The 14287-nt window shown below is 69.5% G+C and carries 17 protein-coding genes; 11 read left to right on the top strand and 6 right to left on the bottom strand.

Annotation, left to right across the window (positions count from 1 at the left end; translation table 11 throughout):
• Positions 1-368: 368 nt before the first annotated feature.
• Both ACQBAT_RS01375 and ACQBAT_RS01370 read left to right on the top strand, forming a co-directional pair.
• The gene (locus tag ACQBAT_RS01375) at positions 369-1052 is read left to right on the top strand and encodes an IS110 family transposase (RefSeq protein ID WP_427197732.1); all 684 of its coding nucleotides are present in this window, start codon (positions 369-371) and stop codon (positions 1050-1052) included.
• Positions 1052-1549 (top strand): transposase, encoded by a 498-nt coding sequence (locus ACQBAT_RS01370; RefSeq protein ID WP_427197731.1) that lies wholly within the window; start codon positions 1052-1054, stop codon positions 1547-1549. Before ACQBAT_RS01375 ends, ACQBAT_RS01370 begins: the two co-directional genes overlap by 1 nt.
• Before the next feature lie 125 nt (positions 1550-1674).
• On the opposite strand, the gene ACQBAT_RS01365 is transcribed toward ACQBAT_RS01370, so the two are convergent.
• The 3 genes from ACQBAT_RS01365 to ACQBAT_RS01355 all read right to left on the bottom strand — a co-directional run bounded on the left by ACQBAT_RS01365 (position 1675) and on the right by ACQBAT_RS01355 (position 3572).
• Entirely contained in the window at positions 1675-2040 is a 366-nt protein-coding gene (locus ACQBAT_RS01365) for a hypothetical protein (protein ID WP_420746426.1), read from the bottom strand.
• 318 nt (positions 2041-2358) lie between these two features.
• On the bottom strand, positions 2359-2868 hold the full coding sequence (locus tag ACQBAT_RS01360) for a hypothetical protein (RefSeq protein WP_420746425.1): 510 nt from the start codon (positions 2866-2868) through the stop codon (positions 2359-2361).
• A gap of 179 nt (positions 2869-3047) precedes the next feature.
• Positions 3048-3572, bottom strand: a complete 525-nt coding sequence (locus ACQBAT_RS01355) for a SigE family RNA polymerase sigma factor (protein WP_420746424.1) — start codon at positions 3570-3572, stop codon at positions 3048-3050.
• 247 nt (positions 3573-3819) lie between these two features.
• Between ACQBAT_RS01355 and ACQBAT_RS01350 the strand changes: the two genes are divergently transcribed.
• From ACQBAT_RS01350 to ACQBAT_RS01320, 7 genes are all read left to right on the top strand, one after another.
• Positions 3820-4863, top strand: a complete 1044-nt coding sequence (locus ACQBAT_RS01350) for a peptidoglycan-binding domain-containing protein (protein ID WP_420746423.1) — start codon at positions 3820-3822, stop codon at positions 4861-4863.
• Positions 4864-4867: 4 nt separating this feature from the next.
• Entirely contained in the window at positions 4868-5515 is a 648-nt protein-coding gene (locus ACQBAT_RS01345) for an ABC transporter ATP-binding protein (RefSeq protein WP_420746422.1), read from the top strand.
• A 22-nt stretch (positions 5516-5537) separates the two neighbouring features.
• A complete protein-coding gene (locus tag ACQBAT_RS01340) occupies positions 5538-6638 on the top strand; it encodes an ABC transporter permease (protein ID WP_420746421.1) in 1101 nt (366 codons plus the stop codon).
• A gap of 624 nt (positions 6639-7262) precedes the next feature.
• Positions 7263-7856, top strand: a complete 594-nt coding sequence (locus ACQBAT_RS01335) for a helix-turn-helix domain-containing protein (RefSeq protein ID WP_427197730.1) — start codon at positions 7263-7265, stop codon at positions 7854-7856.
• Between the two features lie 31 nt (positions 7857-7887).
• Positions 7888-8247, top strand: coding sequence for a Cd(II)/Pb(II)-sensing metalloregulatory transcriptional regulator CmtR (cmtR, locus tag ACQBAT_RS01330; RefSeq protein ID WP_114906267.1), 360 nt, complete (start codon positions 7888-7890; stop codon positions 8245-8247).
• Positions 8244-8843 (top strand): cadmium resistance transporter, encoded by a 600-nt coding sequence (locus ACQBAT_RS01325; protein WP_114906266.1) that lies wholly within the window; start codon positions 8244-8246, stop codon positions 8841-8843. The genes cmtR and ACQBAT_RS01325 overlap by 4 nt, the downstream gene beginning before the upstream one ends.
• 151 nt (positions 8844-8994) lie before the next feature.
• Positions 8995-9210 (top strand): type II toxin-antitoxin system VapC family toxin, encoded by a 216-nt coding sequence (locus ACQBAT_RS01320; protein WP_420746419.1) that lies wholly within the window; start codon positions 8995-8997, stop codon positions 9208-9210.
• Between the two features lie 44 nt (positions 9211-9254).
• Here ACQBAT_RS01320 and ACQBAT_RS01315 read toward each other — a convergent pair whose 3' ends face one another.
• Both ACQBAT_RS01315 and ACQBAT_RS01310 read right to left on the bottom strand, forming a co-directional pair.
• Positions 9255-10217, bottom strand: a complete 963-nt coding sequence (locus ACQBAT_RS01315; protein ID WP_420746418.1) for a cold-shock protein — start codon at positions 10215-10217, stop codon at positions 9255-9257.
• A gap of 42 nt (positions 10218-10259) precedes the next feature.
• Positions 10260-11006 carry an ATP-binding protein gene (locus ACQBAT_RS01310; protein ID WP_420746417.1) on the bottom strand — a complete coding sequence of 249 codons (747 nt, stop codon included), beginning with the start codon at positions 11004-11006 and terminating at the stop codon, positions 10260-10262.
• A gap of 36 nt (positions 11007-11042) precedes the next feature.
• Between ACQBAT_RS01310 and ACQBAT_RS01305 the strand changes: the two genes are divergently transcribed.
• Positions 11043-12086: an ArsO family NAD(P)H-dependent flavin-containing monooxygenase gene (locus tag ACQBAT_RS01305; RefSeq protein ID WP_420746416.1), complete on the top strand. Its 1044-nt coding sequence runs from the start codon at positions 11043-11045 to the stop codon at positions 12084-12086.
• Positions 12087-12143: 57 nt separating this feature from the next.
• On the opposite strand, the gene ACQBAT_RS01300 is transcribed toward ACQBAT_RS01305, so the two are convergent.
• Positions 12144-13475 carry an MFS transporter gene (locus ACQBAT_RS01300; protein WP_420746415.1) on the bottom strand — a complete coding sequence of 444 codons (1332 nt, stop codon included), beginning with the start codon at positions 13473-13475 and terminating at the stop codon, positions 12144-12146.
• Positions 13476-13722: 247 nt separating this feature from the next.
• Here ACQBAT_RS01300 and ACQBAT_RS01295 point away from each other — a divergent pair, with 247 nt between their 5' ends.
• On the top strand, positions 13723-14268 hold the full coding sequence (locus tag ACQBAT_RS01295; RefSeq protein ID WP_420746414.1) for a carbohydrate ABC transporter permease: 546 nt from the start codon (positions 13723-13725) through the stop codon (positions 14266-14268).
• Positions 14269-14287: the final 19 nt, after the last annotated feature.

The raw sequence follows: 14287 nt of genomic DNA, 5'->3' as shown, positions 1-14287 counted from the left end.
CGCTTGGAAGCCGGCCTCCTCCGCCGGTATAGGAGCCAACCCACCCTCCGCGCACTAGCGTGCGTCCCCACACTCCATGCGGCAAAGTCGGACGAGCGTAGCCGTCCTCCACGCGGCAGTAGCGTGCGGCCACGCTGAGTGCGGCTACGTGTTTCATTGACGTCAGGATCGGGCCCGGCCAGGCTCGGTCCTAGGTGACCGGGATGGTCGTTCTCTTTGCGGCTGCCCACGCTCTTGGCGTGAGGCTCACAATTGGCGTGCGTCGTCCCGGTCACCGCCAGGGCTGCGAGAGGCTCAAGAGGGGTATGCCCAGCCGTACGTAGCGGTGCCCTCCCAGCTCGACATCTGTCGCGAGCAAGGAGGAGAGCATGGACGAGAAGGTTCCGCGGGTCGTGATCGGGATGGACCCGCACAAGCGCAGCGTGACGATCGAGGTCATGACCGCTGACGAGTCCGTCGTCGGCGGTGGCCGCTTTGGCACGGACGCCGAAGGGTACACCCGGCTGCTGGCCTACGCCCGTCAGTGGCCTGAGCGGGTGTGGGCGGTCGAGGGCTGCGCCGGTATCGGCAAGCACGTCGCCGACCGTCTGGTGGCCGATGGTGAGGACGTGGTCGACGTGCCGGCGAAGATGTCGGCGCGGGTGCGGATCTTCGCCACCGGGCAGGGCCGCAAGACCGACGCGACCGACGCCCACTCCATCGCCCTGGTCGGGGTGCGGATGTCCGGCCTGCGCCCGGTCATCAACGACGAGCAGCTCGAGGTGTTGCGGATGTGCGTGGACCGGCGCCGCTCCCTGGGCGAGGAGCACACCCGCAAGATATGCCAGCTGCACAAGCTCCTGCTCGAGCTCATCCCCGGCGGAGCCAAGACGTTCCTGTCCGCGGCCCAGGCCAAGGAGCTGCTCAAGAAGGTCCGCCCCACCACACCGGCCGGCAAGGTCCGCAAGGCCCACGCCCTGGAACTGACAGCTGACCTGGCCACGATCTACGCGCGGACCAGGCCGCAGACAAGGAACTTAAAGCCCTCGTCGCCGAGACCGGCTCCTCGCTGATGGACCTGCACGGCATCGGACCCTCCGGCGCCGCACGCCTGCTGGTCGAGGTCGGGGACATCACCCGCTTCCCCGACCGCAACCACTTCGCGTCCTGGACCGGCACCGCGCCCATCGACGCCTCCTCCGGCGAGCACGTCCGCCACCGACTCTCCCGGGGTGGGAACCGGCAGATCAACCGGGTGCTGCACGTCATGGCCATCGTCCAGCTGCGCACGAGAACCACCGAGGGCCGCGCCTACTACGACCGGAAGAAAGCCGCGGGGAAGACGTCGATGGAAGCGCTGCGGTGCCTCAAACGGCGCCTGTCCGACCTGGTCTACAAGGCGATGCTCGACGACCTCGCTGGGCACACGACGACGGGCCCGGGAGGGCAAAGGGGTGACGACTCTGACTCCAGCGCGACCGGCTCACAACCCGCTGCCGGCTCTTCGGACAAGCCACTTCCCGGACCCGCCACCACAAAGCCTAGAACGACCCTGCCAGCGGCGTCTTGACACAGAGGGGTGCCAGTAGCGTGCGGCCACGCTGAGTGCGGCAGATGAGGGCGTTCCTGACATGGCAGGATTGGGCGTGGGGACTCCGTTTCGCGGAGCGTCTCGTCCAGGGTTGTATGGGGTTTTCAGCGTTGCTGTTCCAGGTCCGCGATGCCCGGCGGCGGGCAGAGGGTGTAGGCGGTTGGGTCCAGGCCGTCGTGGGGGCTCCAGGGGGGGCGAACATCCCCGGGGTCCGTGCTGTTCAGTGCCCGGTAGACGTTCAGCGTCTCCTCGATCCAGACATCTTCGCTGGGTGGCTCCACGACGGCGTAGCCCTCGGCTAGCAGGCAGTCTCGCGTTTGCAGCTGCAGCCCGTAGAGCCCTTCGAGGTCTTTGGGGGTTGGTGCGATAGCAGCGGGGTCGGGACCGAGTTCGACCTCCGCCTGAGCCTTGCATGCGGTTGCAGCGGAGTGGAAGGCGTCGTCTTGGTCTTCGATGACGCTGATCTCCACGCCGCTGCCGTCGGAGGTGGCTGGGAACCCGGCGTCGGTGTAGCAGGAGGCCAACCAGTCGAACCGTTGGGCGCGAAGCTGCTGTTCGTCCGCTCGGCTGGCTGCGGTCTGGGTCGGCGGTGACGTCTCGGTGTGGGTTCCTGCGGAGGGGGTCGGGTCGGAAGCGCCTGTCGTGTCCGGGGTCGTGTTCTCTGGCGTGCACCCCGTGAGCCACAGGGCCGATACCGCGACTGCGAGCAGGAGAGGGCGTCCGTTGAGTGGGCTCATGCTCCTGAACGCACGAGGGCTGCGTGGGGTTGGGTCTGAACCGGTGTCGTGTCAGGGCGTGGGCATGGGGCAGGCCTGGAGGGCCTGGGGGAGGACGTCGTCCGCGGCGGCGGCCAGGTAGGGGTGCCACCCGGCGTGGCCCTGGATAAAGGCGTCGACGAAGTCAGCCAGTTCGGGTGCGGGCGTCACTGGCAGTGACTCCGAGCGCAGGCACGTGGCCACGTCGAGGTAGACGGCGTAGACGTCCGCGGCGAGAGCCCGCCCGTCTGAGGTTTCGGTGACGACAGCAGACCATCCTTGTTGGGGCATGGCGACGCCAAGGTCTCGGCCGCACTCCTCCATGGCGGTGTCGACCTCGGCCTGGGCGATGCCTTGGTCGGGGATGCTGAGCACGTGCCCGGTGCTGGAGGCCTGCCAGCCGCGGTCCTGGAGGCAGGCTGCGGTGAGGGTTGCCCACACTGCTGGGTCGGGTGCTCCGGTGCCATCGACCAGCGTGTCCGGGGCGGTGACCAGAGTCTGGTCCTGCGTGGCCGGGGACACGTCTTGGGGCAGTCGTGGCATGCCTACCCAGATGCCAGCGATGAGGGTCGCGGTGAGCGCGGCCCCGGTGGCGCCGCGTCGACGTCGCCTTACCCGCCGGCCCCTGGCCCAGGTGGTCTCGGCCAAGTCAGGCTCTGGGACCTGGTCTGCGACTTGTCGCAGGGCATGAGGTAGTCCACGGGGAGCTGCCGGGTCGGCGTTCATCGCAGTTCCTGGGCTGTGTCGTCGATCGAGGGGATGAGGCGCCGTAATGTGCGAAGGGCGTCGCTGGCCTGGGACTTCACGGTTCCACGGGCGATGCCGAGCGCGTCGGCGATCTGGGCTTCGGACAGGTCCTCGTAGTAGCGCAGGACCACCACGGCACGCTGGCGCGGTGGAAGCTGGGACAGTGCGTGGCGGACCTCGTCGTGGGTCATCCAGGCGGTCGTGGTGTCGGGTAGTTGGTGATTGCCCAGCAGGCCGCCTGGGTCCTGGTGGTCCACCAGGTACTCACGACGCAGCCGGCGCCACCTGGAGATGGCGTCGCGGTACAGGATCCGTCGCACGTAGGCCTCCGGTTGCTCGTCGCGCAGCCGCTCCCACCGGCTAGCCAGCTTGACCAGGGCGTCCTGGAGCAGGTCTTGGGCTACGTGGTGGTCACCGCAGATCAGGTAGGCCGACCGCAGGAGTGCGCCCTGGCGCGCGCGGACGAAGGCGACGTAGTCCTCGTCGTTGCTTTGTGCCATGCGCCTCCTCGTCGACTTGTCTCCTCAACGCACGCGGAACGCGTCCGGTTGGGTCATGGTCTGGACCCAACCACATGAGGGCCGGGAGCGTTGGTAGGGGGTGACGACTTCACCCGCCTCCCCAAGACCACGCTCACCGGCAGTACCAGCCGGGTTTCCGGCATCGCGCGCGGGCCGGACGGTCAGTGTGTTCCTGCTGCTGGTCGTGCTGGCAGCAGTGGCAGGCCTGGCTTGGTGGGCCTCACGGGTGACGTTGACTTCGGCCGTCCCAGAGGTGGGCCCCACGGGGACGGCGGCTGCGCCGGCGGTGTGGGCGCAGGCGTCGGCCGGGTCGGTGGGGCGGTCCTTGCCGCTGTCGACGACGTTGCGGCAGCCGGCGCGCCCAGTCGCGCAGAACACCCTGACCGGGGTGGTGACCTCTGTGTCGTCGGGGGACGTGGACGACGGTGACGTCGTCTACGTGGTGGGGAGGACACCGGTGCGGGTCGTGGAGGCTGCCGAGCCATTCTGGCGGGACCTGGTCCGGGACGCCGCGGGTAAGGACGTGGTGCCGCTGCAGCGGCTGCTGATCGCCGACGGTCACCTGTCCGGGGAGGCGGACGGTACCTTCGGTCCAGCCACGGAGGGGGCGGTGAAGGAGTGGCAGAAGAACCAAGGTGTGGACCAGACGGGGGTGGTGACCCTGGGTGAGCTGGTCGCTGTGGCGGACCTTCCGGCGGTGGTGGCCCTCGGTGAGTCGATCGGGGTGGGCAGGACCCTCGCCGGGGGTGAGGATGCGGTGTTGGCACCGACCGGGGAGCGGCAGTTCGTCCTCGTCGTCACCGCTGAGCAGGGGAGGTTGATCCCCGCCGAGGCCAGCGTCGAGGTCACCTATGAGGACCACACATGGACCGCAGTCATCGCACGAGCGGAGCTGGATGAGTTCGGGTCGACGACCTTCACCCTGACTGCACCAGACGGGGGTGAAGTGTGTGGTCAGGAGTGTGGAGTCCTGCCGAACGACGCTCAGGTCACGTTGCGCTCGGATGTGGTCATCGTGCCCAAGGTGCAGGGGACCACGGTCCCGGCGGCGGCGGTGCGCACCCGCGCGGACGGCACTGCATACCTGATCACGCCGGCCGGTCCGGTGGAGGTGAGCGTCGCGGCGTCGGGGCAGGGGCTGGCGGTGGTCGAGGGCGAAGGGATCAAGCCCGGCACCCGTGTAGAGGTCATGGACGGCGGTATGCCGTCCGCGCCGCCCCAGCGGACACCCGTACCCGGGGACGACGCCGACTCGACGCAGAAGGGTTGAGGCGGTGCTATCGGTAGAGAATCTGACGTTCGCATACACCCGGGGTGGTGAGGAACTCTTTGGTGGTCTGTCCCATGAGTTCAAACCGGGTGCGGTGACGGCGGTGACCGGGCCGTCCGGCCGGGGCAAGTCGACGCTCCTCTACGTCCTGGGCCTGATGCTGACGCCGACCCGAGGGCGGGTGATGCTACAAGGTGATCCAGTATCGGCGGCGGCTGATGGGGTCCGATCGCGGGTGCGGGCACACCGGATCGGGTTCGTGTTTCAGGACGCATCGCTGGACCCGACACGCACGGTCCTGGATTCGGTCGTGGAGCCGGCCCTGTACGCAGGGTGGACCTTGGAGCGGGCACGGGAACAGGGCCAGAAACTACTGGAACGGATGGGAGTGGACGCGCGGGCGGGGCATCGGCCCGGAGAGATCTCCGGCGGGCAGGCGCAGCGGGTCGCGGTGTGCCGTGCCTTGGTGACGGACCCCCTCGTGGTCCTTGCGGACGAGCCCACGGGCAACCTAGACCGGGACAATGCCGCAGGCGTGCTGGCCGCGCTGTCCGCGGCTACCGGAACCGCTGACGGCCCACCGCGCACGGTAGTGATCGCCACGCACGACCCGTTCGTGCTCATGCGCACCGACGAGGTGCTGGCCCTGTGAACAGGACAACGGGGTGGGCCAGATGAGGCCGTGGTTGCTTGTCCGTGAGGCGCTGGCCACGGCGTGGGCCTCGCGGGTGCCCTCGACCCTGGTGCTGCTGCTTGTCGCGACCATGTGCGCGGCGACGATCGCCACGGTCGGGCGGACCGCGGCCGCGGAGGAGCAGCTGCTGGCCAGGCTGGACTCAGCCGGGTCGCGGATGCTCGTAGTCGCTGACGCCGGCGGTAACGACCTGATCACCGCAACGATCGTGGATCAGGCGGCGGGCTTGTCTACGACGGAGCGGGCGGTCGGCACGCTCATCCCGATCGACGTGGTCAATGGGGTGGTGGGGCAGGGTGGCACCAAGGTGCCGGCATGGGGCGTGCACGGGGATTTGTCTGCGGTCGCAACTCTCACCGCGGGCCGGTGGCCGGGACCGGGCGAAGCGATCGTGACCGATGAGGCGCGGCAGCGGCTGGGGATGGACGACCCGGGCGGGTGGGTCGCGCAGGCGTCGACCACGGTCGTGGACGACTGGTCGATCGTGGGCTCCTTCACGCCCAGGGAGCCGTTCGGAAACTATAGGACAGGTGTGCTGTACGTCGCTCCGGACAGTCGGGCGCTGGACGCGGTTCATGTCGTCCTCACGACAGCGGATGTGGCGCAGGCCGGCCAGACCCAAGTGCTGCGCCTGATCGACCCGCCGGCCCCGGACGCGGTAACCATCACTTCCCCGGTGTCGCTGGCGCAACTGCAGGAACTGGTCAGCGGCGACCTGGCCAGTTTTGGACGAGCCCTTCTCGTCGCCTTACTCGGTGGCGGGTCGCTACTGGTGGCGATCATCACCCTTGCCGACGTCCTCGTACGTCGAACCGATCTCGGCCGGCGCCGAGCGCTGGGTGCGACCCGCACAACGATCGTCATCCTTGTCGTGCTGCGCACCTTGACGTCCGCGTTGCTCGGCGCCGCCCTCGGGGTCGCGATCGGTCTATCGATCACCGACCAATTCCGCGCGGTCCCACCGGCAGACTTCACCACTGCCACCGCCGCCCTGGCCGTCCTCGCCGCGGCCACAGCTGCTGTCCCACCCGCCCTTTACGCCGCCACTCGCGATCCCGTCCGTGTCCTGCGCACCCCCTGATGACAACCATCCGACTCTCGGCGTGAGAGTGCTGTCACGACCATCAGCACCACGTGACCGTCCCAGCCCCCGCTCGGAGGTCATCGGCTGAGGCTTCCGACAAGTTAGCGAGACCGCCGGCGTCTCATCAACATGTCGGTCCGCAGGTCACGCACCTGCTCCCCCGACAGATCGGCCGAGAACCTCCAGTGTAGGAACCACGGTTTCGTGTCACCGTCTCAATTTCGTGGCACCGGCGTGTCACCGTGTCTCAGTTTCGTGTCACCACGAACACTGGGGCTCGTGGGTGCGGTGTTCCGGTGGACCGCCCGCTTGTGCCAGGCCAAGGGCGTCCGTTACGAGGTGTGGTCCGGCGCAGAGCCGGTCGCGCTGGCGAACATCCGGGCGTTCGCGGTCGCTCGCCGCGGAATCGAAGCAGCCGATCTGGCCGCCGCGTCCGCTGCTGGACGAACAGGCATGACCGTTGGTCAGGTCGAGGACCTCCTGACTGCGTCGGGCCACCCTCGTGGGCCTCGCCATAACGGGCCTGCTGTGGCGTGGGGACTGGGCCGTGGACATGACCACACCGGTCGACGGCACGTCAGTCATCAACGTTGAGGGAGCACGATCATGAGCCCTGCGGTGGTGGAGCTGCACGTCGGAGGCCGCGTCTGGTTCGAGGGCAGCATGTACCTGGTCCAAGAACTCGGCCCGCAACGGACGACGCTGACCGCCGATGGCCGCCTTCGCTCGGTCGCCACGGCCGACGTTGTCTGCCACGCCACCCTGTTCTCAGACGACACCGAGACTGACGACCAGATCACCCAGGGCGAGCCCGTCGACGTCCTACTCTCCGGCCTGACCAAGAGCCAGCGAGCCACGCTCGAGGAGCGGGCCGAGTTGGTGCGGGGCGTACTGAACCCCGATCCGGAGGACGCGCGGTCCGTGAAGCAACGCTGCGACGAAGCCGCGGCCGAGCACAGTGTGTCCAGCCGCACCGTCCTGCGGTGGATCTCCGGTTACCGCAAAGCCGGTCTGGCTGGCCTCGCGGACAGTCGGATGCTCAACCGGTACGCCCCATCCGTCGATCCTCGGTGGGACGCGGCGTGCCTGGCGGTACTCGCGGAACTGACGCACTTCCACTTTCCAGCTCGAACCACCCGACCACGCCCGAACGCGAGCACGCCGCCCACGCACGAGGCAGGCCTGCCCGCCCTAATGCGCTTGCCGTCACCGTGATCAATTCAGTCGTTGCTGTATTGTTCAGCGTGTGCTGACCGTTGCTTCTCGTCTCGATGTGATGAACCGGTTGGGCCGGGCTCTGGCCGACCCCACCCGGTCACGACTTCTTCTGGTGCTGCTCGAGCGGCCGGCCTACCCCGCGGAGCTGGCGAGCGACCTAGGGCTGACGCGCTCTAACGTGTCCAACCATCTCGCGTGCCTGCGGGACTGCGGCATCGTGATCGCCGAGCTCGAGGGCCGTCGGACACGTTATGAGATCGCGGACCCACACCTGACGCGCGCGCTGAACGCACTGGTTGAGGTCACTCTCGCAGTAGACGAGAACGCGCCGTGCCTCGATCCTGCTTGCTCGATTGACGGAGGCTGCACCGCCGAGGCGCGCGCATGATCCTGTCCGCGGTCCTGCAGGCGATCGGCCTGTTCATCGCGACCAACATCGACGACATCATCGTGCTCTCGCTGTTCTTCGCCCGTGGTGCGGGACAGCCCGGGACGACCGCCCGGATCGCCGTGGGCCAGTATCTGGGGTTCGCGGGCATTCTTGGCGCGGCCGTACTCGTCACCGTGGGCGCGGATGCGTTCCTGCCCCCGGCAGTTATCCCGTACTTCGGACTCATCCCCTTGGCCCTGGGTGTTTGGGCCGCCTGGCAGGCCTGGCGCGGGGACGACGATGATGATGACGACGCCGAGGTCGCCGGCAAGAACGTCGCGGTCTGGACCGTCGCCGGGGTCACCTTCGCCAACGGCGGGGACAACATCGGCGTCTACGTGCCGGTCTTCCTCAGCGTGGGACCGGCGGCCGTGGTGGCCTACTGCATCGTGTTCCTCGTGCTTGTCGCGGCCCTTGTGATGCTGGCCAAGTTCGTGGCCACCCGCCCCCCGATCGCCGAAGTCCTCGAGCGGTGGGAGCACATCCTGTTCCCCATCGTCCTGATCGGCCTGGGCATCGCCATCCTGGTTGGTGGCGGGGCCTTCGGTCTCTGAGGATTCCGACAAGTTAGTGAGACAGCGCCTCGTCTCACCAACTTGTCGCCCCGCAGGTCAGCGAACCACTCCCCCGGACAGATCACGCGAGAACCTACACTGACTGACGTCGAAGCCCCAGGTCAGGATCACGATTGATCGCGCCGAGCAGATGCTGGAGGACTTCAGCGACCTCCCGCTCCGGCGGTATCCGATGCATCCCTACCTGCAGCGCGCCCTGAGCCTCCGCGAGAACCTGACGGCCTACGACGCCTTCTACGTCGCCCTCGCCGAGTCGCTCGAGGCGCGCCTACTGACCGACGACCACACGTTCACCGGCGCACCCGGCCACGGTGCGGTGATCGAGGTGTGGCCGACCGGCGCCTGAGCGCGGCAGGCGGAGTCTGCGGGGCCTCACCGGGTGTGTCCCGGTCAGAGCAGCTCGACGCGATCGGCCTGCGGGCCGCGGTCGCTCTGGCGCACCTGGAAGCGCACCCGGTCCCCCTGGCGCAGTTCCTCGGTGTCGCTCAGCACCGAGGCGTGCACGAACAGGTCGGCCCCTCCGGCGTCCGGGGTGATGAATCCGAACCCGCGCTCGGCGTCGTAGCGTGCGACGACGCCCTCGCCGCCCTGGCCGCCGCCGTGGCCGCCGCGCGCCGGAGCACGGTCGCGCTCCGGCCGAGCGGAGCGGGCGCGGGTCGACGGCCCCGAGCCTCCGCCACGCGGGGCCGAGCCGCGTGCGAGACGGACGCCCCGGGCCTGCGGGCCCCGCTCGCTCTCGACGACGTCGAAGAGCACCCGGTCGCCCTCGTGCAGCCCGAAGAGCTCCTCGGGCAGCGCCCGGACGTGGACGAAGACGTCAGGGCCGCCCGCGTCGGGGGTGATGAACCCGAAGCCCTTGTCGTCGTCATACCAGGACACGGTGCCGTCCGCCCCGTCGGAGGCTGCGGGCTGGGGCGCGGCCTCGCCTCCCAGCGGCAGCAGGTGGTCCGCCTGCGGCCCCTTCTCTCCCTCGACCACGAGGAAGGCCACTCGCTGTCCCTCGGCCACCACGCCGCCTACCACGATCGCCGAGCTGTGCAGGAAGATCTCCGCACCGCCGGCGTCAGGCGTGATGAAGCCGTAGCCCTTGCCCGGCTCGTACCAGGAGACGGTGCCGAGCTCCCCCAGCGGTGTGTCCGCCGCCCGGTCGGCCACGACCCGGACGCGGCGCGCCTGCGGCCCGCGGTCTCCCTCGCCGATCTCGAACTCGACCACCTGCCCCTCTCGGAGCAGCTTGGTGGCTTCGCCGCTGACGATCTCGGAGGCGTGCACGTAGAGGTCGTCAGCCTCCCCGAGCTCGATGAAACCGAACCCCTTGTCAGCGTCGAACCAGCGGACGGTTCCCTCGGTCACGGGTGACTCCTTGTCGGATTGGTGGACGGTGCCCCCCCAGTGTCACCGATGGACCGCGCACGCGCCTCCCGCCCGTCCTGGGACACGCTCTGGCGCAGCCAGCCAGGTCCTGAACTCCTGCGGCCCGTTCGTCGTGCCCACCGTGCGAACCACCTCACGCACGGGTGAGAGCACGAAGGGCACCGGCTGGCTGAACCACGGGCCGTCGTGCACGAACGAGTGATACTCGCCCAGTTCGCCCGCCGGGTCCGTGTCCGGTGGCAGCCCGTCGACGAAGCTCCGGTCGAGCCGCCGCCCGAGCAGAGCCTGATCGAGAAAGGCGGCGTCAACGGCCACGACCACTGCTCGGGCGCCGGTCGACAAGAACTCCTCCACCGCCTGCCGCGAGCCCATTCCGGACAACGGCTCCAGCACCCGCACATCACCGCCGGCGAACGCCCGCTCACGATGCCCCCTCGCGCCGGACCGATCCAGATCGCCGAAGGCGACCGCCCCCACCCCCGCTGCACTGAGCTGCGCGGCGAGATCGACCATCCGATCGGCATACCCCTCCAGGTTCGCGCCGACCTGCACCGTCCGCAGCGAGAGCCCGAGGCAGCGCGCCTGGACCCCCAGCAGGTCGAGTGGGATCTCGTGCACGGTGGAGACCGCCCGGTCCTCCTCGAGCATGGTCACCAGCTCGACCACGTCGACATCCGACCTCCGCGACAACCGGTGCAACGCGAGCGCCGAGTCCTTGCCGCCGCTCCAGAACAGCGCGACCCGGGTCGGTGCGGTCGGCGGGCTCATCTCCCCAGTGTCACCCCTGCCGACTAACCTGACGCCATGCGCCCCAGCGTCGACGTGGTCGTGGTGGGTGGTGGACAGGCGGGCCTGGCCACCTCCTTCTACCTCAAGCGCGCCGGGATCGACCATGTCGTCCTCGATGCCGAGCAGGGCCCCGGTGGTGCGTGGCGGCATACCTGGGACTCTTTGCGCCTCTTCTCCCCGGCCGTGCACTCCTCCTTGCCCGGCTGGCAGATGCCGTCGACGTCGGACCCGGAGGGCTACCCCGACGCCGACCACGTCCTCGACTACCTCACCCGCTACGAGAAGCGCTACGAGTTGCCGGTCCACCGGCCGGTCACCGTCGAGCAGGTCACCCGCACGCGGTCCGGCTTCCGGGTGGTCACGGATCAGGGGCAGGTCGAGAGCCGGGCGGTGGTGCTGGCAACCGGCACCTGGACCCGGCCGTTCGTCCCCGCCTACCCCGGCGCGTCCAACTTTGCGGGGCGCCAGCTGCACAGCTCGGTCTACCGCGGACCGCAGGACCTGCACGGGCAGCGGGTGGTCGTGGTCGGTGGCGCCAACTCAGGCGCCCAGATCGCCGCCGAGCTGGTCGAGGCCGTCGACCTCACGTGGTGCACTCTGGATGACCCGCGCTACCTGCCGGACGACGTGGATGGGCGCGAGCTCTTCCGGGTCGCGAGCGCCCGGGTGCGCGGGGAGGGAGAGGGCGTCGGCGGGCTGGGCGACATCGTGGCCGTGCCTCCCGTGCGCCGAGCCCGCGACGAGCTCGGCCTGCGGGCCGAGCGGATGTTCGCGCGGTTCACCCCGGATGGCGTCGAGTGGGACGACGGACGCGCGCAGGAGGTGGACGTGGTCATCTGGTGCACCGGCTTCCGACCCGCCCTGCAGCCGCTCTCCTCGCTCGACGTCCCGCGGGCGGACGGGGTGATCCAGACGGATGGCCCGGTGGTCCGCGGCGTGCCTGGCCTCTACCTGGTGGGGTATGGGGATTGGACTGGAGCCGCGTCCGCGACCCTGATCGGGGTGGGCCAGTGGGCCAAGGCCGCGGTCACGGATCTGCAGGAGCAGCTGGCCCGCTGACGCCGCGGACGCGCAGGGCGGACCAGGGCCCGAGGCCGACGAGTCACCAGGGTCGCGCTACGGCACCGGCTGCTGGGCGGCGTCCGGCCGCAGCACCCCGCGTGGCAGACCGATGAACCTGGCGAAGACCGCCATCCACGCTGCGCCCAGCACGGCGACTGCCCCGATCGAGACCGCTGCCACCGACACTGTGGACATCGCGACCAGCAGTGCGACCAGCGCCGGGCCGCCGAGCACCCCGACATTGCTGAACAACGCCCAGATCCCGAGGAACCGGCCGCGCCCCTCGCGCGGGCTCAGGTCCGCGCCGATCGTCATGTTCACCCCGGCCCCCAGCCCGTTGCCGACCGCCATCACCAGCACCGCGAAGACCATCCACGCGACCGAGGCCTGCAGCGGCAGCAGGAGGAACCCGCCGCCGTAGACGACCAGGCAGGCGATCAGGATCGGCGCCCTGCCCAACCGATCCTTCAGATAACCGCCGGGGAACATCAGCACCATCTCCAACGCAGCACCGGCCGCGACGATCCACGAGATCGTGGACGGGCTGAGCTCCAGGTGCACACCCCACAGCTGGATGACCACCGGCTGGGCCACCCGCGCGACCGCCAGCGTGACGATCGCGACGCCGGCCAGCAGCACCGCGCGCCAGCGCACGTCCAAGGGCGCCCGCGCCAGGCGCGCGCTCGGCTCCCCGACCGCCGTCCCCGACCGGCGACGGCGGCGACTCTCGGTACGCGGCCGGGTCGCGCCCTCGTTCTCATCCAGGCGGCCACCGAGCCGCGGGCTGTAGACCACCGCGAGCGCGATCAGCGTGCAGACCATGCTCAGCACCCAGACCGACCACAGCGGCGTGAACAGCAGCAGCAGCCCACCGAGCAGGGGGCCCAGCAGGTTGCCGGCCCGCATGGTGCCCCCGAGGGCGGTCATCGCGCGCCCCACCTGAGCGGTGGGCAGCCGGTCGGCCACATAGGCCTGGCGGGCCAGGCTCCAGACATTGAGGGCCGGAGCGCGCAGGAAGGTCGAGGCCATGAAGAGCACCAACGGCCACACCCCGTGGTCCCCGTCGCCCGAGAGTCCCCAGACCAGGGCGACGATCGACCCGATCGTCAGCACCGCGGCATACCCGGTCGCCAGTGCCATCGCCGGCCGGTCACCCACCCGGTCGATCAGCTGCCCGGCCGGGACGGTGGTCGCCAGCGAGATCGCGCCGACGATCGCGATGATCAGGCTGGCCAGCCACGCGGAGGCACCGAGCTGGATCGCGGCCACCACGGAGACCGGCACCGTCGCTCCCGCAGCGACCCCGAAGAGCACCGACGGGACGAGCACCGGCCAGGCGAGCCGTCGATAGATGCCCGTATGCCGCACCTGCGGGTCCGCGGTCATCGCGCCTCCTCGCTGGTCAACTCGGGCGACGTGACTCTACGGGACGGTGCGCAATCGGGGCACTCGCCCCGGTTTGTCACGCTCAGGTCGCGACGTGCGTGCGCAATCGGGGCACTCGCAGCGGAGTCGCGTGCACCAGTGCTGCAGTAGGGGCCGGGCTTCTTTGACCAACTCCTGACCCACTGTTCACGCGCACCTCATGCGCCGGTGGCCTGCCGGACACGTCCGCCTAGCAGCGTCGCGGCCCGTGAGCATGGACGTCGCCAGCGGGCGCCCCGGACGGGGCAAGGAGACCCTCCTCGCGGCGGCCCTGCTCCTGCCGAACATCATCCTGCTGGCGGTGTGGACCTACCGGCCGCTGGTCGACAACATCCGGCTCAGCTTCTACCGCTGGAATCTCGGCAGCCCGAACAGCCACTTCATCGGGCTGGACAACTACGTCGAGTGGTTCACCAGCGCGGCCAGCCGCACCGTGCTGTGGAACACGCTGATCTTCACCGGCGCCGCGGTGATCGGCTCGATGGTGCTGGGACTGGCGCTCGCGCTGCTGCTGGACCAGAAGCTCTTCGGCCGGGGCGCGGTGCGCTCGATGGTCTTCGCGCCCTTCGTGCTCTCCGGCGCGGCGGTCGGCGTGGCCTTTCAGTTCATCTTCACGCCCACGTTCGGGCTGGTCCCGGACCTGCTGACGTCGGTCGGGATCACACCCCCGAACTTCTACCAGAATGCCGGGTGGGCGCTGTTCATGGTGACCGCGACCTATGTCTGGAAGAACCGGGTGCCGCACGAGGTGTGAGGGCCCATCGCGGGCGTGG

Origin of the sequence: Ornithinimicrobium pulveris, from assembly GCF_050261105.1 — a bacterium.
In the GTDB taxonomy this organism is placed as follows: Bacteria; Actinomycetota; Actinomycetes; order Actinomycetales; family Dermatophilaceae; genus Ornithinicoccus.
Note: the sequence above shows the minus strand (reverse complement) of the source record. Positions and strands in the feature narration are given on the sequence as shown.

What these genes read in the sequence shown, in the direction of transcription:
- ACQBAT_RS01325 (WP_114906266.1), top strand. Translation starts at nt 8,244, where the DNA reads ATGATCCTGTCCGCGGTCCTGCAGGCGATCGGCCTGTTCATCGCGACC.
- ACQBAT_RS01310 (WP_420746417.1), bottom strand. Translation starts at nt 11,006, where the DNA reads ATGAGCCCGCCGACCGCACCGACCCGGGTCGCGCTGTTCTGGAGCGGC.
- ACQBAT_RS01370 (WP_427197731.1), top strand. Translation starts at nt 1,052, where the DNA reads ATGGACCTGCACGGCATCGGACCCTCCGGCGCCGCACGCCTGCTGGTC.
- ACQBAT_RS01320 (WP_420746419.1), top strand. Translation starts at nt 8,995, where the DNA reads ATGCTGGAGGACTTCAGCGACCTCCCGCTCCGGCGGTATCCGATGCAT.
- ACQBAT_RS01300 (WP_420746415.1), bottom strand. Translation starts at nt 13,475, where the DNA reads ATGACCGCGGACCCGCAGGTGCGGCATACGGGCATCTATCGACGGCTC.
- ACQBAT_RS01375 (WP_427197732.1), top strand. Translation starts at nt 369, where the DNA reads ATGGACGAGAAGGTTCCGCGGGTCGTGATCGGGATGGACCCGCACAAG.
- ACQBAT_RS01305 (WP_420746416.1), top strand. Translation starts at nt 11,043, where the DNA reads ATGCGCCCCAGCGTCGACGTGGTCGTGGTGGGTGGTGGACAGGCGGGC.
- ACQBAT_RS01360 (WP_420746425.1), bottom strand. Translation starts at nt 2,868, where the DNA reads ATGCCACGACTGCCCCAAGACGTGTCCCCGGCCACGCAGGACCAGACT.
- ACQBAT_RS01355 (WP_420746424.1), bottom strand. Translation starts at nt 3,572, where the DNA reads ATGGCACAAAGCAACGACGAGGACTACGTCGCCTTCGTCCGCGCGCGC.
- ACQBAT_RS01340 (WP_420746421.1), top strand. Translation starts at nt 5,538, where the DNA reads ATGAGGCCGTGGTTGCTTGTCCGTGAGGCGCTGGCCACGGCGTGGGCC.